The following is a 19,912-nucleotide window of genomic DNA, read 5'->3' as shown; positions in this document are numbered from 1 at the left end:
TTGCGTGAGTCGTCCAGGAACGCCCCTGCCCCGCCGGGCCGTTCGAACGGTGCGGGCGGGCCGCGGAGACCGCCGGCCCGCCCTGCGTCCGGCCCGCCCTACGTCCGGGACCCCTGCGTCACGTGTCGATCCGCGAGCGGTCCAGCGTGGCCGCCGAGCTGGCGATGAACTCCCGGCGCGGCGCCACCTCGTTCCCCATCAGCAGGCTGAACGCCTCCTCGGCCGCCTCCAGGTCGCTGATGTTGATCCGGCGCAGGGTACGCCGGCGCGGGTCCATGGTGGTCTCCGCCAGCTGGTCGGCGTCCATCTCGCCGAGGCCCTTGTAACGCTGGATCGCGTCCTTGTACCGCACACCGCGCCGTTCGAGGTCGAGCAGCGTGTCCCGCAGCTCGGCGTCCGAGTAGGTGTAGACGTACTTGTCCTGCCCCTTCCGCGGGTTGCTCAGCTCGATCCGGTGCAGTGGCGGCACGGCCGAGAAGACCCGGCCCTGCTCGACCATGGGCCGCATGTAGCGCTGGAAGAGGGTCAGCAGCAGACAGCGGATGTGCGCGCCGTCCACGTCGGCGTCCGCCAGGAAGATGACCCGGCCGTACCGCGCCTGGTCGATGTCGAACGTCCGCCCCGACCCGGCCCCTATCACCTGGATGATGGCGCCGCACTCGGCGTTCTTCAGCATGTCGGAGACGGACGACTTCTGGACGTTGAGGATCTTGCCGCGGATGGGCAGCAGGGCCTGGAACTCGGAGTTCCGCGCGAGCTTGGCCGTGCCGAGCGCGCTGTCGCCCTCCACGATGAACAGCTCGCTGCGATCCACGTCGTCGCTGCGGCAGTCCGCCAGCTTCGCGGGCAGCGCGGACGACTCCAGGGCCGTCTTGCGGCGCTGCGCCTCCTTGTGCTGCCGCGCGGCGATGCGGGTGCGCGCCGAGGCCACCGCCTTCTCCAGCACGGCGCGCGCCTGCTGCTTCGCGTCGCGCCTGGTGGAGGTGAGGAACGCCTTCAGCTCCTTGGAGACGACCTGCGCGACGATCCGCGACGCGGCCGACGTCCCCAGGACCTCCTTCGTCTGCCCCTCGAACTGCGGCTCGGCCAGCCGGACGGTCACCACCGCCGTGAGGCCCTCCAGGGCGTCGTCCTTGACGATGTCGTCCTCGGCCACACGCAGCAGCTTGGCGGCGCGCAGCACCTCGTTCATGGTCCTGGTGACGGCGCGCTCGAAGCCCGTGACGTGGGTGCCGCCCTTGGGGGTGGCGATGATGTTGACGAAGGACTTGAGCGTCGTGTCGTAGCCGGTGCCCCAGCGCAGGGCGATGTCCACGTCGAGGTCGCGCCTCACCTCGGTCGGGATCATGTGGCCGCGGTCGTCGAGGACGGGGACGGTCTCCTTGAAGGTGCCCTGCCCGCTCAGCCGCAGCACGTCGCAGACCGGGCGGTCGGGCGCGAGGAACTCGCAGAACTCGCTGATGCCCCCGTCGTAGCGGAAGACCTCCTCGGTCGGCTCGGCGCCGTCCAGACCCCGTTCGTCACGCACGGTGAGGGTGAGGCCGGGGACGAGGAACGCCGTCTGCCGCGCGCGGGCGTACAGCGTGTCGAGCGAGAGCCGGGCGTCCCGCAGGAAGATCTGCCGGTCGGCCCAGTAGCGGACCCGGGTGCCGGTGCGCGTCTTCGGGAGCTTCCGGCCCGCGACGAGGCCGCCCTTCGGTTCGAACGGGGCGTCCGCGCCGATCCGCGCGAAGACGCCGGGGGTGCCGCGCCGGAAGCTGATCGCGTGCGTGCGCCCGGCGCGGTCCACCTCCACGTCCAGGCGGGCCGAGAGCGCGTTCACGACGGACGCGCCGACGCCGTGCAGGCCGCCGGAGGCCGCGTACGAGCCACCGCCGAACTTGCCGCCCGCGTGCAGCTTGGTCATGACGACCTCGACGCCGGACAGGCCGGTCTTCGGCTCGATGTCCACCGGGATGCCGCGCCCGTTGTCCCTGACCTCCACGGAGCCGTCGCCGTGGAGGAGGACGTCGATCGTGTCGCAGTGGCCGCCGAGTGCCTCGTCCACGGCGTTGTCGATGATCTCCCAGAGGCAGTGCATGAGCCCGCGGCTGTCGGTGGACCCGATGTACATACCGGGCCGCTTCCGCACCGCCTCCAGGCCCTCCAGGACGAGCAGGTGCCGCGCGGTGTAGTTACCGTCGGCGTCGGGCCCGTTCAGCAGTGCAGTGGATGGCACGGACGTGTCGGCGGTCACGCAGTTCGCTCCTCGCTGAATCCAAATCGGGTGGCAGTCGCCGCTCAGAGGGTACCGAGGCCTTGTAGAGCGGTTGTGCGGCTCCCCGGGAAGATCCAGGGTAGCCGAGCATCGCTCACGCGTTCGATAACTCGTCCGGGTGACGTGTACATCACGTTCCCAACGAGGCATGAACCCTTTAGGCTCCGGGCACGTCCTTCTGAACGAAGGAGCGGCCCCGGGACCCCGAGGCAGCTGGAACAACCACCACTCGACATGCGTTAACGAAGCACCATCCGCTACTACGGCTCATTCGCCGCCACCGGGCAGCGTCCGGCCCTCGGGGGAGAACTTTTTTCCTGGGAAAGCCGCGAGCGGGAACGTTCTCGGCCTGGTTGGATGTTGTCCCTGGTACGACAGCTCGTCGAGCTAGAGAAGAGGCGACGTGACTACTGTTCTGACCCCCGCGACCCCGCTGACGGCTGGGGACCGCTGCGATCGCTGTGGTGCCCAGGCGTACCTCCGCGTGGTCCTCACCACCGGCGGAGAGCTGCTCTTCTGCGCCCACCACGGGCGCAAGTTCGAGCCGGAGCTCAAGAAGATCGCCGCGGAAATACAGGACGAGACGGAGAAGCTCACCGCGACTCCCGCTACCGCGAACGACGACGAACGTTGATCCGCTGACGTCTCGCGTCACCCATCCGACGGGCTGTATCCGGTTGATCCGGACGGGGTCGGTCACTCGTGGCGCTGACCATGGGTGACCGATCACCGCGATCCCGTCACCGACTCCCGGGCTCCATGCCCCCCGACCGCATCACCGTCACGCACGGCAGCGTCGCGTGCGCCCCCGACCACGGGTGGCTCGGCTGATCCAGCCCGCCGTCCTCCGCCGGGAGCTTGCCCTCCCGTCCCGAGGCCCCGGCGCCCACGAGCGCTCCCCCGGTCCTCTCCGGACTCTTCGGGCCCCCGGGCCGCCCCAGACGCGCACACACGCGCTGAGGGCCCTCCACGAGCCACGCCCGGCCGCGCAGCCATCCCCTCGGCGCCCCCGCGTACGCGTGCTCCCGCCCGTCAGGCCGCCCACCGCCGGCCACCGTCACCCCCGGGCCACCCTCGATGACCCACCGCCATCGCGGCGCCCCACCGGACTCCGAGCAGTCATCACAGCGCAGACATCACACGAACGGCCGGTACCCCGTACGGGGTACCGGCCGTTTCGCCGTGCTGATCCGGGGGCAGTGCCGACCCGGCCCTCGTCAGTCGAGGTAGTCGCGCAGGACCTGCGAGCGGGACGGGTGACGCAGCTTGGACATGGTCTTCGACTCGATCTGCCGGATGCGCTCACGCGTCACGCCGTAGACCTTGCCGATCTCGTCCAGCGTCTTCGGCTGGCCGTCCGTGAGACCGAAGCGCATGGAGACCACACCGGCCTCGCGTTCGCTGAGGGTGTCCAGGACGGAGTGGAGCTGCTCCTGGAGGAGCGTGAAGCTGACCGCGTCGGCCGGGACCACGGCCTCGGAGTCCTCGATGAGGTCACCGAACTCACTGTCGCCGTCCTCGCCCAGCGGGGTGTGCAGGGAGATCGGCTCGCGACCGTACTTCTGGACCTCGACGACCTTCTCGGGCGTCATGTCCAGTTCCTTGGCCAGCTCCTCCGGGGTGGGCTCGCGGCCCAGGTCCTGGAGCATCTGGCGCTGGACGCGGGCGAGCTTGTTGATCACCTCGACCATGTGCACCGGGATGCGGATGGTGCGTGCCTGGTCGGCCATGGCGCGGGTGATCGCCTGCCGGATCCACCACGTGGCGTAGGTGGAGAACTTGTAGCCCTTGGTGTAGTCGAACTTCTCGACCGCGCGGATCAGACCGAGGTTGCCTTCCTGGATGAGGTCGAGGAAGAGCATGCCGCGGCCGGTGTAGCGCTTGGCCAGCGAGACGACGAGGCGGAGGTTCGCCTCCAGCAGGTGGTTCTTCGCCCGGCGGCCGTCCTCGGAGATGATCTCCAGCTCACGGCGGAGCTTGGGGGCGATCTTGTCGGAGCCCGCCAGCTTGTCCTCGGCGAACAGGCCCGCCTCGATGCGCTTGGCCAGCTCGACCTCCTGCTCGGCGTTGAGCAGCGGGACCTTGCCGATCTGCTTGAGGTAGTCCTTGACCGGGTCGGCCGTGGCGCCGGCGGCCGCGACCTGCTGCGCGGGGGCGTCGTCCTCGTCGTCGTCGGACAGGACGAAGCCCTCGTTCTCGGTCTTCACCCCCGCGCCCTCGCCCGGGGCGCCAGCGGGTACCGCGCCTTCGGCCGGCTCCTCCAGGGTCTCCTCATCACCCTCAAGGAACTCGTCGACGATCTCCTTCTTGCCCGCGTCGTCCTTGCCCGCGGCCGCCTTCTTGGCCGGGGCGGCCTTCTTCGCGGCGGTCTTGCGCGCCGCGGTCTTCTTGGCGGGGGCCGCCTTCTTCGCGGCGGTCTTCTTCGCGGTTCCGGTCTTCTGCGAGACGGAGCCGCCCTCGATCACGGCGCCCCCGTCCGCGGTGGCGGGTGCCTCGGGCCTGGCCACGGCGGTGGCCTTCTTCGCCGGGGCGGTCTTGGCCGCGACGGTCTTTGTCGCGGTGCGCTTGGCCGTCGTCTTCGCGGCGACACTCTTCCGGGTGCGCTTGGGCGCCTCGGCGGCACTCACCATCAGCGTCACGCCCTCCTCGTCGAGGATCTGGTTGAGGCTGCGCAGAACGTTCTTCCACTGGGTTGACGGGATCTGGTCAGCTTCGAAGGCCCGGCGCACGTCGTCGCCGGCGATCTGCCCCTCAGCCTTTCCCCGTTCGATGAGCGCCATCACAGAATTGGACTCGGCGATCTCCGCGGGGAGAGTACGGGAAGTGCTGGCCGACACGAACAACCTCTCGGAAACTCTGGGAACGGCTTAAGGCCCGCTCGATGGAAGCGGAACCGTGACCGCCGGCGTGGGTGCGCCGACGGCTTCGGCAGGCGTGGGGCCGGATCGCTCCGGCCGCCGCGGCCACCTCTTGGGACATCGCACTGCTCCCCGAAGCGTTACGCAGCTCTCGCGTGGCGCGAGTCACACCGCCACACTCGACTGTAACGGGCCGGTGCAAACGCGCCGCCGGAGTCCGGTGAGGGCCGGCCCCGACGACGCACCGTGACGCCGAGTGCCGCGCTCCCCGGTCGGTGTCCGCGTCAGTGCTCGCGCGGGGCGGGCACGACGTGGTCGGCACCGGCGGCGGGCTGCCCCGGCGCCGTGGGCGCGGGCACCTCGTGGGACACGGTGAGCAGCTGGCGCATGGCGCTCTCGGCGGCGTTCGCCTCCCCGGCCGCGACGGCCTCCAGGATGCGCTGGTGCGTGGTGACGGAGGTCTCGGACGGCTGCTCACAGCCGGATGCGATGCCGCCGGAGACCTGGAGGGCGGCGGCGACGATGCCCGACAGGTGTTCGAGCATCCGGTTGCCCGCGGCCTGGAGCAGCAGCGCGTGGAACTCGGCGTCGGCCCGGGAGAAGGTGAGGGCGTCGCCCTGGCCGAGGGCGTGCGTCATGATCTCGACCATGTCGCCGAGGCGCTGTCGCACCTCGTCCCGCGCGTCACCGGCGGCGAGGCGGGCGGCGAGCGGCTCGATGGTGAGGCGCAGCTCGCTCAGCTCGCGGCGCTGGTCCTCACGCTGGGGGCCGAAGGCGCGCCACTCGATGATGTCGGGGTCGAGCAGGTTCCAGTCGCCGACCGGGCGGACGCGGGTGCCGACGTTGGGGCGGGCGCTGACGAGGCCCTTGGCCTCCAGGACGCGGAGGGACTCCCGGACGACGGTGCGGGAGACCTCGAACCGCTGGCCGATCTCCTCGGGGACGAGGGGCCGGTCGGCGCCCAGGTCGCCGGAGACGATCATCTGGCCGAGCTGCTGGACGAGTTGGCCGTGCAGGCCGCGGCCGCGGCTGCCGGCGGCGCGGCGGCCGATGCGGCCCATGTCGGGGTCGGCGCCGTCCCAGGCGAGGGCGTTGGTGGTGCGGGCGGCGCCGCTTGACTCGGCGTAGGAGTAGCGGTCGAGGTCTCCCGAGCCGGTGGCGCCGGAGTCGGCGGAGCGGGAGGCGGTCATCATCGAGTGCGCAAGGGTAGTCACGCCTCCTTTGTCGGCGGCGTCCGTTGGCACCTTGAGGTCTTTGGTGAAAAGCACACGAAAGGGTGATCGGCGACTCCCGCATAATTGACGTCTAACCGGAAGAAAATGGACTTCGCGCGCGCATCGCGGGCAATCAGCGGGAAGTTGGGGGCTGTGGCCCGATCACGGCCTGTCCGCGTGCGGCGCCGACCGGGCGGTCAGCGCAGGCTGTTGCGCAGGCTGATCAGGGCGTATCCGCCGAGCATGACGGTGAGGGAGAGGGCGAGTGCCCAGCCGATCGGCTGAGATGCGAGATGCGCGGAAGCGGACAGCCAACGATCGACTCCGGACGGGATCGGAAGCGTGGTGAGGGCCTGGAAACGGCCGGGCAGCCCGCTGAGCGAGGCACCCGCCGGGCTGTCGAGCAGCGCGCGGAGCGCGGGGGCGGCCGCGAGCGGTACGGCGGCGACCGCTGCCAGGCCGGCGAAGGTGGAGCGGAAGATCCCGGCGGCCAGGACACCGGCCCATGCGCAGCCGACGGTGAGCAGGGCGATGCTTTCCACGGCGGCGATCCACGCGTCGGCGCCGGGCGCGCGGTGGGCGAGCGCGAGGTGGAGGGTCACGGAGTTGGCGGCGACCGTGGCGCAGCACAGCAGGAGGGCGGCGCAGCCCGCGACGGCGAGCTTGCCCGTGAGGAGTGAGATCCGCCGGGCGACGGGCACGCTGGCGGGCGCGAGCGCGGGGTAGCGGAATTCCTGGCCGAACGCCAGGGCGCCCAGCAGGCCCGCCGCCATCGCGACGGGGGGCAGCGGGAGGGGTTCGGCCCAGCCGGTGAGGGCGCGTTCCACGGGCCGGGTCCCGGACATCGTGAGGTAGAGCGCGGTGACGAGTCCGGCGACGAGGGCGGCGGCCATGATCCACCAGCCGGAGTGGACACCTGCCCAGCGGCGCAGTTCATAGCGGAGCGGCCAAGTGGGGCCGGGGGGCGAGAGCGTGAGGAGCCGGGGCAGCGGGGCGACCGTGACGGCGCCGTCGTGACCGGCGTTGTCGGAGCCGGACTCGGAGCCGGACTCGGGGCCGGACTCGGGGGCGGCGCCGGGCGTGGGGTCGAGCGGCGGGGCGACGGGGAGGGCCAGGGTCTGCGCCGGGGACGGCTCGTCCGTGGGCGGGGCGGAGGGGAGCGCGCGGCGGAGCACGGCTTGTCTCCGGGCGGCCTCGGGGGTCCGGCCGTCGGCGCGGTCCAGGGGGGCGGCCGCCCCGCGGTCGCCGGAGTCGCCGATCTCGTCGGCGAGTTGGTGCATCACGATGTGGTGGCGGTAGGCGACCTCGCCGACGACCGCGCGGCTGCTGCCGTACACCGAGATGCGGGTTCCGGACTCGCGCACGACCTCGGGCGGGCCCTCGGGCCCCGGGTCCGCGGTCCTGAACTCCTGGGCGAGCGCGGCGGCGAGGCGCTCGGCGTGCGGGGTGTGGACGGCGACGCGGGGGCGGAGCCGGGTGCGCGCGAAGTCCTGGACGGCCTGGTCGGCCACGAGGCGGCCCGAGTCGAGGGTGACCACGCGGTCCGCGAACCGCGCGGTCTCCGCCGCGTCGCGCGCGGTGACCAGGACGGCGCCGCCCTGGTCGGCGTATCCGCGCAGGAGTCCGCGCATCCAGGCGGTCTCGCGGGGCGAGAGGCCATGGGACGGTTCGTCCAGGATCAGGGTGTGGGGGTCGCCGAGCAGGGCGGCCGCGAGTCCGAGGCGGCGGTCCATGCCCCGCGAGAAGCGGCCGAGGCGCTGCCCCGCGAGCCCACTGAGTCCGACGACGTCGAGGACCTCCTCGGCGCGGGCGGCCGGTACTCCGGCGGCGGCCGCCAGCATGCGGAGGTGGCCGAGCGCGGTGCGGCGGGGGTGGCCGGGGACGTCGCCGAGGAGCGTGCCGATCTCCCGTGCGGGGTGCGGGATCTGGACGAGGCCGCGCCCCCTGAAGAGGGCGACCCCGCGCCCCGGCGTCAGATGGAGCATGAGCCGCAGGGCGGTGGACTTGCCGGAATCCGGCGGCCCGAGCAGCGCCGTGACGTCGCCGGGACGCGCCTCGAACGTGAGGTCGTCGACGGCGGGTGGCCTACCGCGCCGGGACACACTGGTGAGTCCGATGGCCTGGATCATCGATTCTCCCGTTGAGCGCGCACGTGAGGCACCTTAACGGGACGAAAGGTATTTTCCGGGCGACGCGCGGAGGTCAGCGCTTCGCGCCTCCGGGCCTCACACCTCGGGCCTGAGCATGGGAGGGTTGAGCACCGTGGCACCGCCCGCCCTGAACAGCTGGGCGGGGCGGCCCCCCTGCCGGGTCGTCGTCCCGCCGACCGGCACGAGGAAGCCGGGCGTGCCGGTCACCTTGCGGTGGAAGTTGCGCGGATCGAGCACGACGCCCCACACCGCCTCGTACACACGGCGCAGCTCCCCGACGGTGAACTCGGGCGGGCAGAACGCGGCGGCGAGGGACGAGTATTCGATCTTCGAACGCGCGCGCTCCACCCCGTCGGCGAGGATGCGCCCGTGGTCGAAGGCCAGCCTCCGCGGCCCGCCCGGACCGTCCTCGTCCTGTCCGCCACCCATGTCACCGGCCTCGGGCGCCACGGAGGCGGCGGAGTCGGAAGTGGTGTCCGCGGACGAGCCGGTCCCGGCGCCGCCCCCGGCGCCGCGTGCGCCGCCCTCGTCCAGCAAGGCGCCGACAGGTGTCCACTGCGCCCCGCCCGCGTCGCCTCCGGGGGTGGGCGCGGGCAGGTCGGGGGCCAGCACCAGGTGGGCGACGCTGACCACGCGCATCCTCGGGTCCCGGCCGGGATCGCCGTAGGTGGCGAGCTGTTCGAGGTGGGCCGCCGCGTGGCGGCTGCCCGGCTCGTTCGTCCGCAGGCCCGTCTCCTCTGCCAGTTCGCGTGCCGCGGCCGTGGCCAGGTCCTCGTTCGTGCGGACGAATCCGCCCGGCAGTGCCCACTGGCCCCGGTAGGGCTCCTCCCCACGGCGCACGGTGAGCGCGCACAAGGCGTGCCTGCGGACGGTGAGCACGACCAGATCGACGGTGACGGCGAACGGCGGGAAGTCCGACGGGTCGTAGGGCATGCCGTGATCATAGGGCGCCCGAACCCCCTCCCCGCCGCCTGCGATCGGCCCGCTGCTGCCTCATCGAGCGGCGCAACGGCTCGGGATCGACGCCCTCGTTGCACGCCTGGTGAAGCAGCCGGGCGAAGACGTAGTCGGGGTCGGCCCGGAGGGCGCGGCCGAGCGCGACGCGGGCGCCGATCCCGTCCCCGGTGGACCAGGCGACCCACCCGGCCAGGGTCAGCGGCGCCGCGGCGTGGCCCGCGTACGCGGCGACGCACCGCCTGGCGAGCGCGGACCACAGACGCAGCGCGGGCGGGCCGTCGCCGCCTTCCATCCACTCCGCCGCCCGGTCCCGGGCGATCCGGTCCTGGAGGCCGATCACCAGGCGGGCCGCCTCGGCGGAGGTGATCAGCGCGTCGTCGCCCTTGTCGGCGGCCGACGGACCGCCCTCGCCCCGGACGGCCGCCCGCCGGAACCGGAGGAGCAGCCGCTCCGCGAGGCCGAGCGTCTCGTCGCGCACCGCCTCGACATCCGCCGGGGCGCCGAGCATCCGGGGGAGGAGCACGCGGGCCGCGTCGTCGAAGGCGCGCAGCTGGGGCGGGACGGCACGGCCCTCGGCCGGCAGGAGACGCTGCTCGATCTCGCGGAGCGAGCCGCGCCGGGGAACTCCGGCGTACGCCGAGGCCGCCGCCATCGGTGAAGTGCCCTCGGCGGGCAGTTCACCGCCGTCCTCGGGGCAGCAGCGGTCGGTCCCGGTGCAGCAGTAGGACCAGAAGCGGCCGGCCGCCATGTAGAGCGCCTCGTGCACGGGGATGTCGAGGGAGCCGCAGGCGGTCCGGAGACGCTGGGCGAGCGGCCGGAGCCGTTCCATGAAGGCACGGGCGTCGGTGCCGGGTGGCGGTTCCTGGCACAGGTAGGCGACGGCGGCGTCGGGGCGGGTTCCGCGTCGCGCGCTGTTCTCGGCCAGGGAGGCCGCCATCTGGTCGGCGGCCTCCGACCAGCAGGCCGGGTCGTCGGGGATGCCCGTCCTGACCCTCCCGCCCACGCGGCCGCGCGGCCCGTGGAGCCCGATGAGCACGATGGAGTCGTCCGGACGGAAACCGAGGAGGTGGGGCAGGGCATCGGCGAGGTCGGCCGGTCCGCGGAGCGTGACGCCGCTTTCGCCGGTGACGGTCGCCCTGGGTGTCGCGTCGCTGTGTCGAGTCATGCCGAGGAGCTTGCGGCAGACACGGGGTCCGGCGTCGCCCGTTGTCCACAAGCACCGCTAGCCGATCGGACCATCGGATCGACCGATCGGTTTTCCCCAGGGTGATTGGCGGCCGGGGGCCCGCGTCGGCTTGCATGGGTCCATGCGGCACTCACCCGCGGGCTCCCCCGCACAGCAGGATTCCACCGGTCCCGGCCTCCGCGAGGCAGCGGACGCCGTGCTCGCGCGCCTCGTCGGCGTGGAGGGCGCGCGGCTGCGGACCGACCAGTGGCGCGCCATCGAGGCGCTGGTGGCGGAGCGGCGCCGGGCCCTGGTCGTCCAGCGGACCGGCTGGGGCAAGTCGGCCGTGTACTTCGTCGCGACGGCCCTGCTGCGGACCGCGGGGAGCGGACCGACGGTCATCATCTCCCCGCTGCTGGCGCTCATGCGCAACCAGATCGACGCCGCCGGCAAGGCCGGCATCCGCGCCAGGAGCATCAACTCGGCGAACGCGGAGGAGTGGGAGACGGTGCGCGCCGAGGTGGCCGCCGGGGACGTGGACGTCCTGCTCGTCTCCCCCGAGCGCCTCAACAACCCGGAGTTCCGGGACACGGTGCTGCCGAGTCTCGCCGCCACGACGGGCCTGCTCGTCGTGGACGAGGCGCACTGCATCTCCGACTGGGGGCACGACTTCAGGCCCGACTACCGTCGGCTGCGGACCGTGCTCGCCGAACTGCCCGCGGGCGTCCCCGTGCTGGCCACGACGGCGACGGCCAACGCCCGCGTCACCGCCGACGTCGCCGAACAGCTCGGCACCGGCACCGACTCGGCGGAAGCCCTCGTGCTGCGCGGGACGCTGGACCGCCAGAGCCTGCGCCTTGCGGCGCTGCGCCTGCCGGACGCGGCCCACCGGCTCGCCTGGCTCGACGACCACCTGGACGAGCTGCCGGGGTCGGGGATCATCTACACCCTGACCGTCGCCATGGCCGAGGAGGTGGCAGCCCACCTGTCGGCACGCGGGCACCGCGTCACCGCCTACACCGGGCGAACCGAGGGCGCGGACCGGCAGGCGGCGGAGGCCGACCTCCTCGCGAACCGCGTCAAGGCGCTGGTCGCCACCTCGGCGCTCGGCATGGGATTCGACAAACCCGATCTCGGCTTCGTCGTCCACCTGGGCTCGCCCTCCTCGCCCATCGCCTACTACCAGCAGGTGGGCCGCGCGGGGCGCGGCGTGGAGCACGCGGAGGTGCTCCTGTTGCCCGGCGCCGAGGACGAGGCGATCTGGCGGTACTTCGCCTCCCTGGCATTCCCCCCGGAGGCACAGGTGCGGCAGACGCTCGACATCTTGGCGGCGGCGGGCCGCCCCCTGTCCCTGCCCGCCCTCGAACCCCAGGTGGAACTGCGCCGGTCGCGCCTGGAGACCATGCTGAAGGTGCTCGACGTGGACGGCGCCGTACGCCGCGAACGCGGGGGCTGGACCGCCACCGGCCGCCCCTGGTCCTACGACACCGAGCGGTACGCGTGGGTGGCACGGCAGCGGGAGGCCGAGCAGCAGGCCATGCGCGCCTATGTCACGCTCACCGGCTGCCGCATGGAGTACCTGCGCGGGCAACTGGACGACGAACAGGCCGTGCCCTGCGGCCGCTGCGACAACTGCACGGGCCACCGCTTCCCGGCCGACGTGTCCCAGGCCGCGCTCGATGCCGCGCGGGGCGAACTCGTCAGGACGGGCACCGCCGTGGAGCCGCGCAGGATGTGGCCCACGGGTCTGCCCGCCACCGGCATCGAACTCAAGGGCCGCATCCCGGCGGGCGAACAGGCCGGGCCCGGCCGGGCGCTCGGACGCCTGTCCGACATCGGCTGGGGCAACCGGCTCCGTCCCCTCTTCGCCCCGGGCACGCCGGACGCCCCGCTGCCGGCGGACGTGCTGGACGCCGTCGTCACCCTGCTCGCCGACTGGTCACGTGGACCGGGCGGCTGGGCGACGGGCGCTCCCGACGCGGCTCGGCGCCCGGTGGGCGTGGTGACCGTCGCCTCCCGGTCGCGGCCCCAGCTGGTCCACTCCCTCGGCGAACACATCGCCCGCGTCGGACGCATGCCCCTGCTCGGAGCGGTCGCGTCGGCGGAACCTGCGCCTTCCCGGAGCAACGGCGCCCGCCGCGTGCGCGCGCTGTACGAGTCACTGGGCCTGCCGGAGGAGACCGCCGCCCTCGTCCGGGCGAACCCGGGCGGGGTCCTCCTCGTGGACGACTTCACCGAGACGGGCTGGACACTGGCCCTCGCGGCCCGCGCCCTGCGGCGCGCCGGGGCGGACGTCGTGCTGCCGCTCGTCCTGGCGGTGCAGGGATGAGGCGGCGGCCTGGCGCGGCACCACCGCCGGACGCCCCTGGGACGGGAAAGGGGTCAGAAGATGCCGAGCTGTCCCGCGTCCTCCAGGGACTCGGCCGCGAGCGCGTCGCGGTGCGACGGCAGCCTGAGGTGCCGCCAGCGCGGCAGGGCGTCGAGGTACGACCAGGACAGGCGGTGGTGCGGCGTCGGCCCGTACGTCTCCAGGGCGGCACGGTGCACGGGAGAGGGGTAGCCCGCGTTGCTGTCGAAGCCGAAGTGCGGGTGCTCCGGCGCCAGTTCGGCGATCATCGCATCACGGTGCACCTTGGCGATGACCGAGGCCGCGGCGACCGCCACGCACGACTGGTCGCCCTTGACGACCGTCCGCACGCGCCAGGGCGCGCCGAGGTAGTCGTGCTTGCCGTCGAGGATCACCGCGTCCGGCCGTTCCGGGAGCCCGTCCAGGGCGCGGCACGCGGCCAGCCGGAGCGCCGCCGTCATGCCGAGGGCGTCGATCTCCCGCGGCGACGCGTGCCCCAGCGCGTACGAGGTCACCCAGCCGGTGAGGACACCGGCGAGCGCGGTGCGGCGCAGGGGGGTCAGCAGCTTCGAGTCGGTCAGCCCCTCCGGGGGCCTGCGCAGCCCCGTGACCGCGGCGCACACCGTGACCGGGCCGGCCCAGGCACCGCGGCCCACCTCGTCCACACCGGCGACGACCCGGGCCCCGGTGGTGGCACGGAGGGACCGTTCGACGCGGTGGGTGGGAGGTTCGTACGCCATGGCGGCGACCACTCTATGCGCACCAGCCCTGGAAGGGCCGCTCGGGTGTGTACCAGTGCTCGAAGGGCCGGTCGAGGTGGTAGCGCCCGTCCCGGCCGAGCACCAGCTCACGCGTCTCGCCGTTCCCCGGGTTGGACAGCGACTCGAACTCGGCGACCGTCCAGTGCAGCCAGCGCATGCAGAACAGGCGCATCGTCAGGCCGTGCGTCACCAGCAGTACGTTGGGCGGGTGGTCCCGCTCCTCGAAGCTGCGCCACAGGCTCTCCAGGAACGCCCCGACCCGGTCGTACACGTCGGCGCCCGACTCCCCCTGGGCGAACCGGTAGAAGAAGTGGCCGTACGCGTCCCGCGACCGCTTCTGCCGCAGCACGTCCTCGCGGTCCTGCCAGTTGCCCCAGTCCTGTTCCCGAAGCCGCGGCTCCTCCCGCGCCCGCACCCGGGTGGGGTCCAGACCGAGCAGCTGGAACGTCTGATGCGTGCGCCGGTAGGGCGACACGTACGCGGACACCCGCTCGTCGCCGAAGACCTCGCGCAGCCGCTCCCCCGCCGTCCCGGCCTGCTGCCGCCCCTTCGCCGTCAGTTCCAGCGCGTGGTCGGGGACATGGGCGTACACGGAATCGTCGTGGTTCCCCTGCGACTCTCCGTGCCGCAGGAGGACGATACGCCGGGGCTGTGCCATGGGATGCAGCCTATGCGAACCGGCCGCAGGCGACACATCGCCGCTCAGACGGTCCAGGACGGCTCCATGTCGATGACGTCCCCGGCTATGGCCGCGACATCGGCGCCGGTCTGGGCGCGCAGCGCGAGCCGCTCGACGCGCTCGGTCCGGTACTTGGCGCGCTCGGCCGCCGAGTTCCACATCGACAGGACCAGGAACTCACTGTCCGGCTCCGCCTCGGCGAACAGCCCACGCAGCATGCCGGGCGATCCGGCCATCGCCGGATTCCACACCTTCTCCTGCATCAGCGCGAAATGCTCGGCACGCTCGCGGTGCACCTGGCAGTGCGCCACCCGCAGCAGGTCCGCCTCGCCGAAACGCGGCTCGAAGCCCGTCTTCACGTCGAAGCGGTACTGGAACAGCCGCACCCGCATGTCCTGGTACGTACCGGACTGCGCCTGCGCCAGCCGGTCGTGCGAGCGCGCCATGAACGAGTCGTAGAACGCGCGGCTCTCCCAGAAGCCGAAGAGGTGCACGACCCCCTCACGCGTCCTGCTCCAGCCACCGCCCTGCGCCCGGAACCCCGGCTCACCGAGCAACCCCGCCCACTTCCGCTGCCCCCGCTCGAACCCGACCCGGTCGGTCACGGTGCACCGCATCCACTTGACCAGCACCGCGCCATCGTACGGCCATCGCCTCCGGGCGGGCCTACGGGCGTCCGGAGACCCCTCCGGCACGCGCACCGGCGAGGTAGTCCTCGAACGTCACCCGCCCCACCGCCCGGCCCGGCGCGAGCAGCGCACCGCCCCGCAGCGCCCGGAACGCCTTCCCCGGCAGCCGCAGCGGCAGCACCGGCCGCCGCTCGCCGTCGGCCGCCAGGACCTCGCGCGTCAGCTCCAGCATCGTGCGGATCTCGGGCCCCCCGACGTCCGGCGCCTGCCCGGCGGGCGCGCCCAGGGCCAGCTCCGCGAGCCGCTCCGCCACCTCGCCCGCGTCGACCGGCTGGAGCCGCACGCCCCCGCCCGCCGTGACCACCACGGGCGAACGGCGCTGCGCCCGCACGGCGCGGGCCACCAGGCTGTGGAACTGCGTGGCCCGCAGCACCGTCCACGGCAGCCCACTGCCGCGCACGGCCCGCTCGCACGCCAGCTTGGCCCGGTAGTAGGGGATGGAGGGCGTCCGCTGGACACCGACGATCGAGACGTACAGGAAGTGCGGCGTACGGGCGCGCCGGGCCGCCGCCACCAGCCGCTCCGTCGCGACGACGTCACGCCGCCCGCCGGAAGTGGCGCAGTGCACCACGGCGGCGGCGTCCGCCAGCGCCTCGTCCAGCCCCGCACCCGTCACGAGGTCGCCGACGCGCCACTCCACCGCCGCGTCCGTCCCCGCCGGCCGGGGGCGGCGGCTGAGCAGGCGGACGGCGCTCCCGCCGTGGCCCAGCCTGCGCACCACCTCGCGGCCGAGCACCCCGGTGCCACCGGTGACCAGGATCATGTCGCTCACACGGACCAGCCTGCGCCCGTTCCGGCAGGTCAGCAGCCCGGGACCGCCCACCGGGGTGACACACGCACGCCGAGGGCGGCGGAGCCGGAACCGGCCCCACCGCCCTCGTCACGCGTTCACGCCCTGACGGCGCACGCCGTCAGCTGCACCCGCTGGTGGAGCCGCAGCCCTCGCAGAGGTAGCAGCTGCCCGCGCGGCGCATCTTGGTGCCGCAGGAGAGGCACAGCGGCGCGTCGGCGTTCAGGCCGAGCTGCATCTCCAGCAGCTCCGTCGAGCTGTGCGCCTCACGCGGGGCGGGGCGCTCGACGGCGGGCTGCGGCGCCGTGGGCTCGGCGGACGCCGCCGGGCGCACCGGCTCGCTCTGCACGGGCGCCGACTGGGACAGCCCCTCCACGTCCACGTCCTCGTCCATGCCGGACGGCTCGTACGACCCCGTGTCCAGGTGCCGCTGCCGCTCGGCCGCCGTGTGGATGCCGAGCGCCGACCGCGTCTCGAACGGCAGGAAGTCGAGCGCCAGCCGCCGGAAGATGTAGTCGACGATCGACTGCGCCATCCGCACGTCCGGGTCGTCCGTCATACCGGCCGGCTCGAAGCGCATGTTGGTGAACTTCGAGACGTACGTCTCCAGCGGCACGCCGTACTGGAGGCCGACCGAGACCGCGATCGAGAACGCGTCCATCATGCCCGCGAGGGTCGAGCCCTGCTTGGACATCTTCAGGAAGACCTCGCCGAGGCCGTCGTCCGGGTACGAGTTGGCCGTCATGTAGCCCTCGGCGCCGCCGACCTCGAACGAGGTGGTGATGCCGGGCCGCCCCTTCGGGAGCCGCTTGCGCACCGGGCGGTACTCCACGACCCGCTCCGGCTCGGCGGCCACGGCGGCGGGCTCCTCCGCCTTCGCCTCGTCCTTCTTCTTGGCGGACAGCGGCTGGCCGACCTTGCTGTTCTCGACGTAGACGGCCAGCGCCTTGACGCCGAGCTTCCAGCCCTCCAGGTAGATCTGGGCGACATCGTCCGCCGTGCTGGTGCTCGGCATGTTGACCGTCTTGGAGATCGCGCCGCTGAGGAACGGCTGGGCCGCCGCCATCATGCGGACGTGGCCCATCGGGGCGATGGACCGCTCCCCCATCGCGCAGTCGAAGACCTCGTAGTGCTCCTGCTTGAGGCCGGGGGCGTCGACCACGTTGCCGTGCTCGGCGATGTGCGCCACGATCGCCTCGACCTGCTCCGGCTGGTAGCCGAGCCGCTTGAGCGCCTTGGGGACGGTGTTGTTCACGATCTGCATGGAGCCGCCGCCCACGAGCTTCTTGAACTTCACCAGGGCCAGGTCAGGCTCCACGCCGGTCGTGTCGCAGTCCATCATCAGGCCGATCGTGCCGGTCGGGGCCAGCACGGACGCCTGCGCGTTGCGGTAACCGTTCTTCTTGCCCAGCCGCAGGACGTCCTGCCACGCCTCCGTGGCGGCGGCCCACACCGGCGTGTCCAGGTCGTCCATGCGGGCGGCCGCGGTGTTGGCGTCCGCGTGCTGGCGCATGACGCGGTTGTGGGCGTCGGCGTTGCGGGCGTAGCCGTCGTACGGGCCGACGACCGCCGCCAGTTCGGCGGACCTGCGGTAGGACGTACCCGTCATCAGCGAGGTGATCGCGCCGGCGAGCGCGCGCCCGCCGTCCGAGTCGTACGCGTGGCCGGTCGCCATCAGCAGGGCGCCGAGGTTGGCGTAGCCGATGCCGAGCTGGCGGAACGCGCGGGTCGTCTCGCCGATCTTCTGCGTCGGGAAGTCGGCGAAGCAGATGGAGATGTCCATCGCCGTGATGACCAGCTCGACGACCTTGGCGAAGCGCACCGCGTCGAACGACTGGTTGCCCTCGCCGTCGTCCCGGAGGAACTTCATCAGGTTGAGGGAGGCGAGGTTGCACGAGGAGTTGTCCAGGTGCATGTACTCGCTGCACGGGTTGGAGGCCGAGATCCGGCCGCTCTCCGGCGACGTGTGCCAGTGGTTGATCACGTCGTCGTACTGGATGCCCGGGTCGGCGCACGCGTGGGCGGCCTCCGCCATCCTGCGGAACAGCGCCCGCGCATCGACCTCCTCGATGATCTCGCCGGTGGTGCGCGCCCGCAGCCCGAACCGGCTGCCGGACTCCACGGCCCGCATGAACTCGTCGTTGACACGGACCGAGTTGTTGGCGTTCTGGTACTGGACGGACGTGATGTCGTCGCCGCCCAGGTCCATGTCGAAGCCCGCGTCGCGCAGGGCGCGGATCTTCTCCTCCTCCTTGACCTTCGTCTCGATGAACGCCTCGATGTCGGGGTGGTCGACGTCGAGGACGACCATCTTGGCCGCGCGGCGGGTGGCGCCGCCCGACTTGATGGTCCCGGCCGAGGCGTCCGCGCCGCGCATGAACGACACGGGTCCCGAGGCGTTGCCGCCCGAGGTGAGCAGCTCCTTCGAGGAGCGGATGCGGGAGAGGTTCAGGCCGGCTCCGGAGCCGCCCTTGAAGATCATGCCCTCTTCCTTGTACCAGTCGAGGATCGACTCCATCGAGTCGTCGACGGACAGGATGAAACAGGCGCTGACCTGCTGGGGCTGCGTCGTCCCGACGTTGAACCACACCGGCGAGTTGAAGCTGAAGATCTGGTGCAGCAGGGCGTACGCCAGCTCGTGCTCGAAGATCTCCGCGTCGCCCGGCTCCGCGAAGTAGCCGTGCTCCTCACCGGCCGCCCGGTACGTGCGCACGACGCGGTCGATCAGCTGCTTGAGGCCGGTCTCGCGCTGCGGGGTGCCCAGGGCGCCGCGGAAGTACTTGCTCGTGACGATGTTGACCGCGTTCACCGACCAGAAGTCGGGGAACTCCACGCCGCGCTGCTCGAAGTTGATCGAGCCGTCGCGCCAGTTGGTCATGACGACGTCCCGACGCTCCCAGACCACCTCGTCGTACGGGTGCACCCCCGGGGTGGTGTGGACGCGTTCGATCCGCAGACCCTTGACTCCCTTGCCGCCCCTGGCACGGGAACCTCGTGCCGGGCCGCTCGCCGTCTCAGTCATTCCGCCTCCCTGTGAGGGCATGACGCCCTGTTGCGCACCGGCTCGGACCGGTCCGCGCGTCTGTGATGGTGGCGGCCGGCGCGCGCGGGAGCGCCCCGGCCGAGTTTGTGGGTGGTGAAGGGCATGCCCCGCTCCTTGCCACCGGTGCGGGCGGCGGGACGGACGGGGAACCGGAACTCAGCCGGGCGGGGCCGGGCGTCCGGCGGGCACGGGCGCCTCGCCCGCGCCGGCGGGTGGTCGCTCGCGTCCGCGCAGTTCGACGATGGCCGCCTCGAAGTCCTCAAGCGTGTCGAACGCGCGGTAGACCGACGCGAAGCGCAGGTAGGCGACGACGTCGAGTTCCCGGAGCGGGCCGAGTATGGCGAGTCCGACGTCGTGCGTGGACAGCTCCGCGCTGCCCGTGGCACGCACGGCCTCCTCGACGCGCTGGCCGAGCTGGGCGAGGGCGTCCTCGGTGACGGGCCTGCCCTGGCACGCCTTCCGGACGCCGGCGATGACCTTGTTCCTGCTGAAGGGCTCGGTGACACCGCTGCGCTTGATCACCATGAGCGACGCCGTCTCGACCGTGGTGAAGCGCCGCGAGCAGGTCGGGCACTGGCGGCGGCGGCGGATCGTGGTGCCGTCGTCGGCCGTCCTGCTGTCCACGACACGGCTGTCGGGATGGCGGCAGAAGGGGCAGTGCACGGTTTCCGTCCCTTCTCGCGACTGACGCGACATCGGTTACCCAGCGTGTCCGGCGCGGTGTGCGGGTACGCGTCCGCGCCGTCCCCGGCGGGCGTTCGGCACGCCCGTCGAGTGGTTCCCAGCATAGGCGATCCGTGGCGCGGGTGGCGCAGGGGGACCACAATTTGTGGGGAGCCGCGAGACATCAAACCACTAGATCTAGGGTTAGGCTGCCATCAGCCGGTCGCGCGTGTCGCAGTCACCGCGGGACGGTGCGGCGTGCCGGGGGCCCGCTCTGGAGGGCGTCGCACGGGAGGCTATCGCACGGGGGGTGGTCACCGTTCGCACCCGGCCCCCCGT

The 19,912-nt window shown here is 72.6% G+C and carries 14 protein-coding genes; 2 read left to right on the top strand and 12 right to left on the bottom strand.

Annotated elements, in window-relative coordinates:
* Positions 1-118: 118 nt before the first annotated feature.
* Positions 119-2,236 carry a DNA gyrase/topoisomerase IV subunit B gene (locus ACL02R_RS14665; protein WP_412797328.1) on the bottom strand — a complete coding sequence of 706 codons (2,118 nt, stop codon included), beginning with the start codon at positions 2,234-2,236 and terminating at the stop codon, positions 119-121.
* A 424-nt stretch (positions 2,237-2,660) separates the two neighbouring features.
* Between ACL02R_RS14665 and ACL02R_RS14660 the strand changes: the two genes are divergently transcribed.
* On the top strand, positions 2,661-2,891 hold the full coding sequence (locus ACL02R_RS14660) for a hypothetical protein (protein ID WP_362960520.1): 231 nt from the start codon (positions 2,661-2,663) through the stop codon (positions 2,889-2,891).
* Between the two features lie 583 nt (positions 2,892-3,474).
* On the opposite strand, the gene ACL02R_RS14655 is transcribed toward ACL02R_RS14660, so the two are convergent.
* The 5 genes from ACL02R_RS14655 to ACL02R_RS14635 all read right to left on the bottom strand — a co-directional run bounded on the left by ACL02R_RS14655 (position 3,475) and on the right by ACL02R_RS14635 (position 10,601).
* The gene (locus ACL02R_RS14655) at positions 3,475-5,100 is read right to left on the bottom strand and encodes an RNA polymerase sigma factor (protein WP_412797327.1); all 1,626 of its coding nucleotides are present in this window, start codon (positions 5,098-5,100) and stop codon (positions 3,475-3,477) included.
* Positions 5,101-5,399: 299 nt separating this feature from the next.
* Positions 5,400-6,383, bottom strand: coding sequence for a FadR/GntR family transcriptional regulator (locus ACL02R_RS14650; protein WP_412797326.1), 984 nt, complete (start codon positions 6,381-6,383; stop codon positions 5,400-5,402).
* A 143-nt stretch (positions 6,384-6,526) separates the two neighbouring features.
* The gene (locus tag ACL02R_RS14645; protein ID WP_412797325.1) at positions 6,527-8,458 is read right to left on the bottom strand and encodes an ATP-binding cassette domain-containing protein; all 1,932 of its coding nucleotides are present in this window, start codon (positions 8,456-8,458) and stop codon (positions 6,527-6,529) included.
* 96 nt (positions 8,459-8,554) lie between these two features.
* Positions 8,555-9,412 carry an NUDIX hydrolase gene (locus ACL02R_RS14640; RefSeq protein WP_412797324.1) on the bottom strand — a complete coding sequence of 286 codons (858 nt, stop codon included), beginning with the start codon at positions 9,410-9,412 and terminating at the stop codon, positions 8,555-8,557.
* A gap of 7 nt (positions 9,413-9,419) precedes the next feature.
* Positions 9,420-10,601 carry a DUF4192 domain-containing protein gene (locus tag ACL02R_RS14635; RefSeq protein WP_412797323.1) on the bottom strand — a complete coding sequence of 394 codons (1,182 nt, stop codon included), beginning with the start codon at positions 10,599-10,601 and terminating at the stop codon, positions 9,420-9,422.
* A gap of 142 nt (positions 10,602-10,743) precedes the next feature.
* On the opposite strand from ACL02R_RS14635, the gene ACL02R_RS14630 reads away from it, so the two are divergent.
* Positions 10,744-12,930 carry a RecQ family ATP-dependent DNA helicase gene (locus tag ACL02R_RS14630; RefSeq protein ID WP_412797322.1) on the top strand — a complete coding sequence of 729 codons (2,187 nt, stop codon included), beginning with the start codon at positions 10,744-10,746 and terminating at the stop codon, positions 12,928-12,930.
* Positions 12,931-12,983: 53 nt separating this feature from the next.
* On the opposite strand, the gene ACL02R_RS14625 is transcribed toward ACL02R_RS14630, so the two are convergent.
* From ACL02R_RS14625 to nrdR, 6 genes are all read right to left on the bottom strand, one after another.
* Positions 12,984-13,688 (bottom strand): ribonuclease HII, encoded by a 705-nt coding sequence (locus ACL02R_RS14625; RefSeq protein ID WP_412797321.1) that lies wholly within the window; start codon positions 13,686-13,688, stop codon positions 12,984-12,986.
* A 13-nt stretch (positions 13,689-13,701) separates the two neighbouring features.
* A complete protein-coding gene (locus tag ACL02R_RS14620) occupies positions 13,702-14,367 on the bottom strand; it encodes a histidine phosphatase family protein (RefSeq protein WP_412797320.1) in 666 nt (221 codons plus the stop codon).
* Positions 14,368-14,411: 44 nt separating this feature from the next.
* Positions 14,412-15,020 (bottom strand): YdbC family protein, encoded by a 609-nt coding sequence (locus ACL02R_RS14615; RefSeq protein ID WP_412797319.1) that lies wholly within the window; start codon positions 15,018-15,020, stop codon positions 14,412-14,414.
* A 34-nt stretch (positions 15,021-15,054) separates the two neighbouring features.
* A complete protein-coding gene (locus ACL02R_RS14610; protein WP_412797425.1) occupies positions 15,055-15,840 on the bottom strand; it encodes an SDR family oxidoreductase in 786 nt (261 codons plus the stop codon).
* Positions 15,841-15,988: 148 nt separating this feature from the next.
* Positions 15,989-18,889 (bottom strand): vitamin B12-dependent ribonucleotide reductase, encoded by a 2,901-nt coding sequence (locus ACL02R_RS14605; protein ID WP_412797318.1) that lies wholly within the window; start codon positions 18,887-18,889, stop codon positions 15,989-15,991.
* Between the two features lie 177 nt (positions 18,890-19,066).
* On the bottom strand, positions 19,067-19,573 hold the full coding sequence (nrdR, locus tag ACL02R_RS14600; protein ID WP_412797317.1) for a transcriptional regulator NrdR: 507 nt from the start codon (positions 19,571-19,573) through the stop codon (positions 19,067-19,069).
* Positions 19,574-19,912 lie beyond the last annotated feature (339 nt).

Origin of the sequence: Streptomyces sp. MS19 (genome assembly GCF_047200595.1) — a bacterium.
In the GTDB taxonomy this organism is placed as follows: domain Bacteria; phylum Actinomycetota; class Actinomycetes; order Streptomycetales; family Streptomycetaceae; genus Streptomyces.
Note: the sequence above shows the minus strand (reverse complement) of the source record. Positions and strands in the feature narration are given on the sequence as shown.

Coding starts and splice junctions, on each gene's coding strand:
- ACL02R_RS14640 (WP_412797324.1), bottom strand. CDS start 9,412: ATGCCCTACGACCCGTCGGACTTCCCGCCGTTCGCCGTCACCGTCGAT.
- ACL02R_RS14605 (WP_412797318.1), bottom strand. CDS start 18,889: ATGACTGAGACGGCGAGCGGCCCGGCACGAGGTTCCCGTGCCAGGGGC.
- ACL02R_RS14620 (WP_412797320.1), bottom strand. CDS start 14,367: ATGGCACAGCCCCGGCGTATCGTCCTCCTGCGGCACGGAGAGTCGCAG.
- ACL02R_RS14625 (WP_412797321.1), bottom strand. CDS start 13,688: ATGGCGTACGAACCTCCCACCCACCGCGTCGAACGGTCCCTCCGTGCC.
- ACL02R_RS14635 (WP_412797323.1), bottom strand. CDS start 10,601: ATGACTCGACACAGCGACGCGACACCCAGGGCGACCGTCACCGGCGAA.
- ACL02R_RS14610 (WP_412797425.1), bottom strand. CDS start 15,840: ATGATCCTGGTCACCGGTGGCACCGGGGTGCTCGGCCGCGAGGTGGTG.
- ACL02R_RS14630 (WP_412797322.1), top strand. CDS start 10,744: ATGCGGCACTCACCCGCGGGCTCCCCCGCACAGCAGGATTCCACCGGT.
- ACL02R_RS14645 (WP_412797325.1), bottom strand. CDS start 8,458: ATGATCCAGGCCATCGGACTCACCAGTGTGTCCCGGCGCGGTAGGCCA.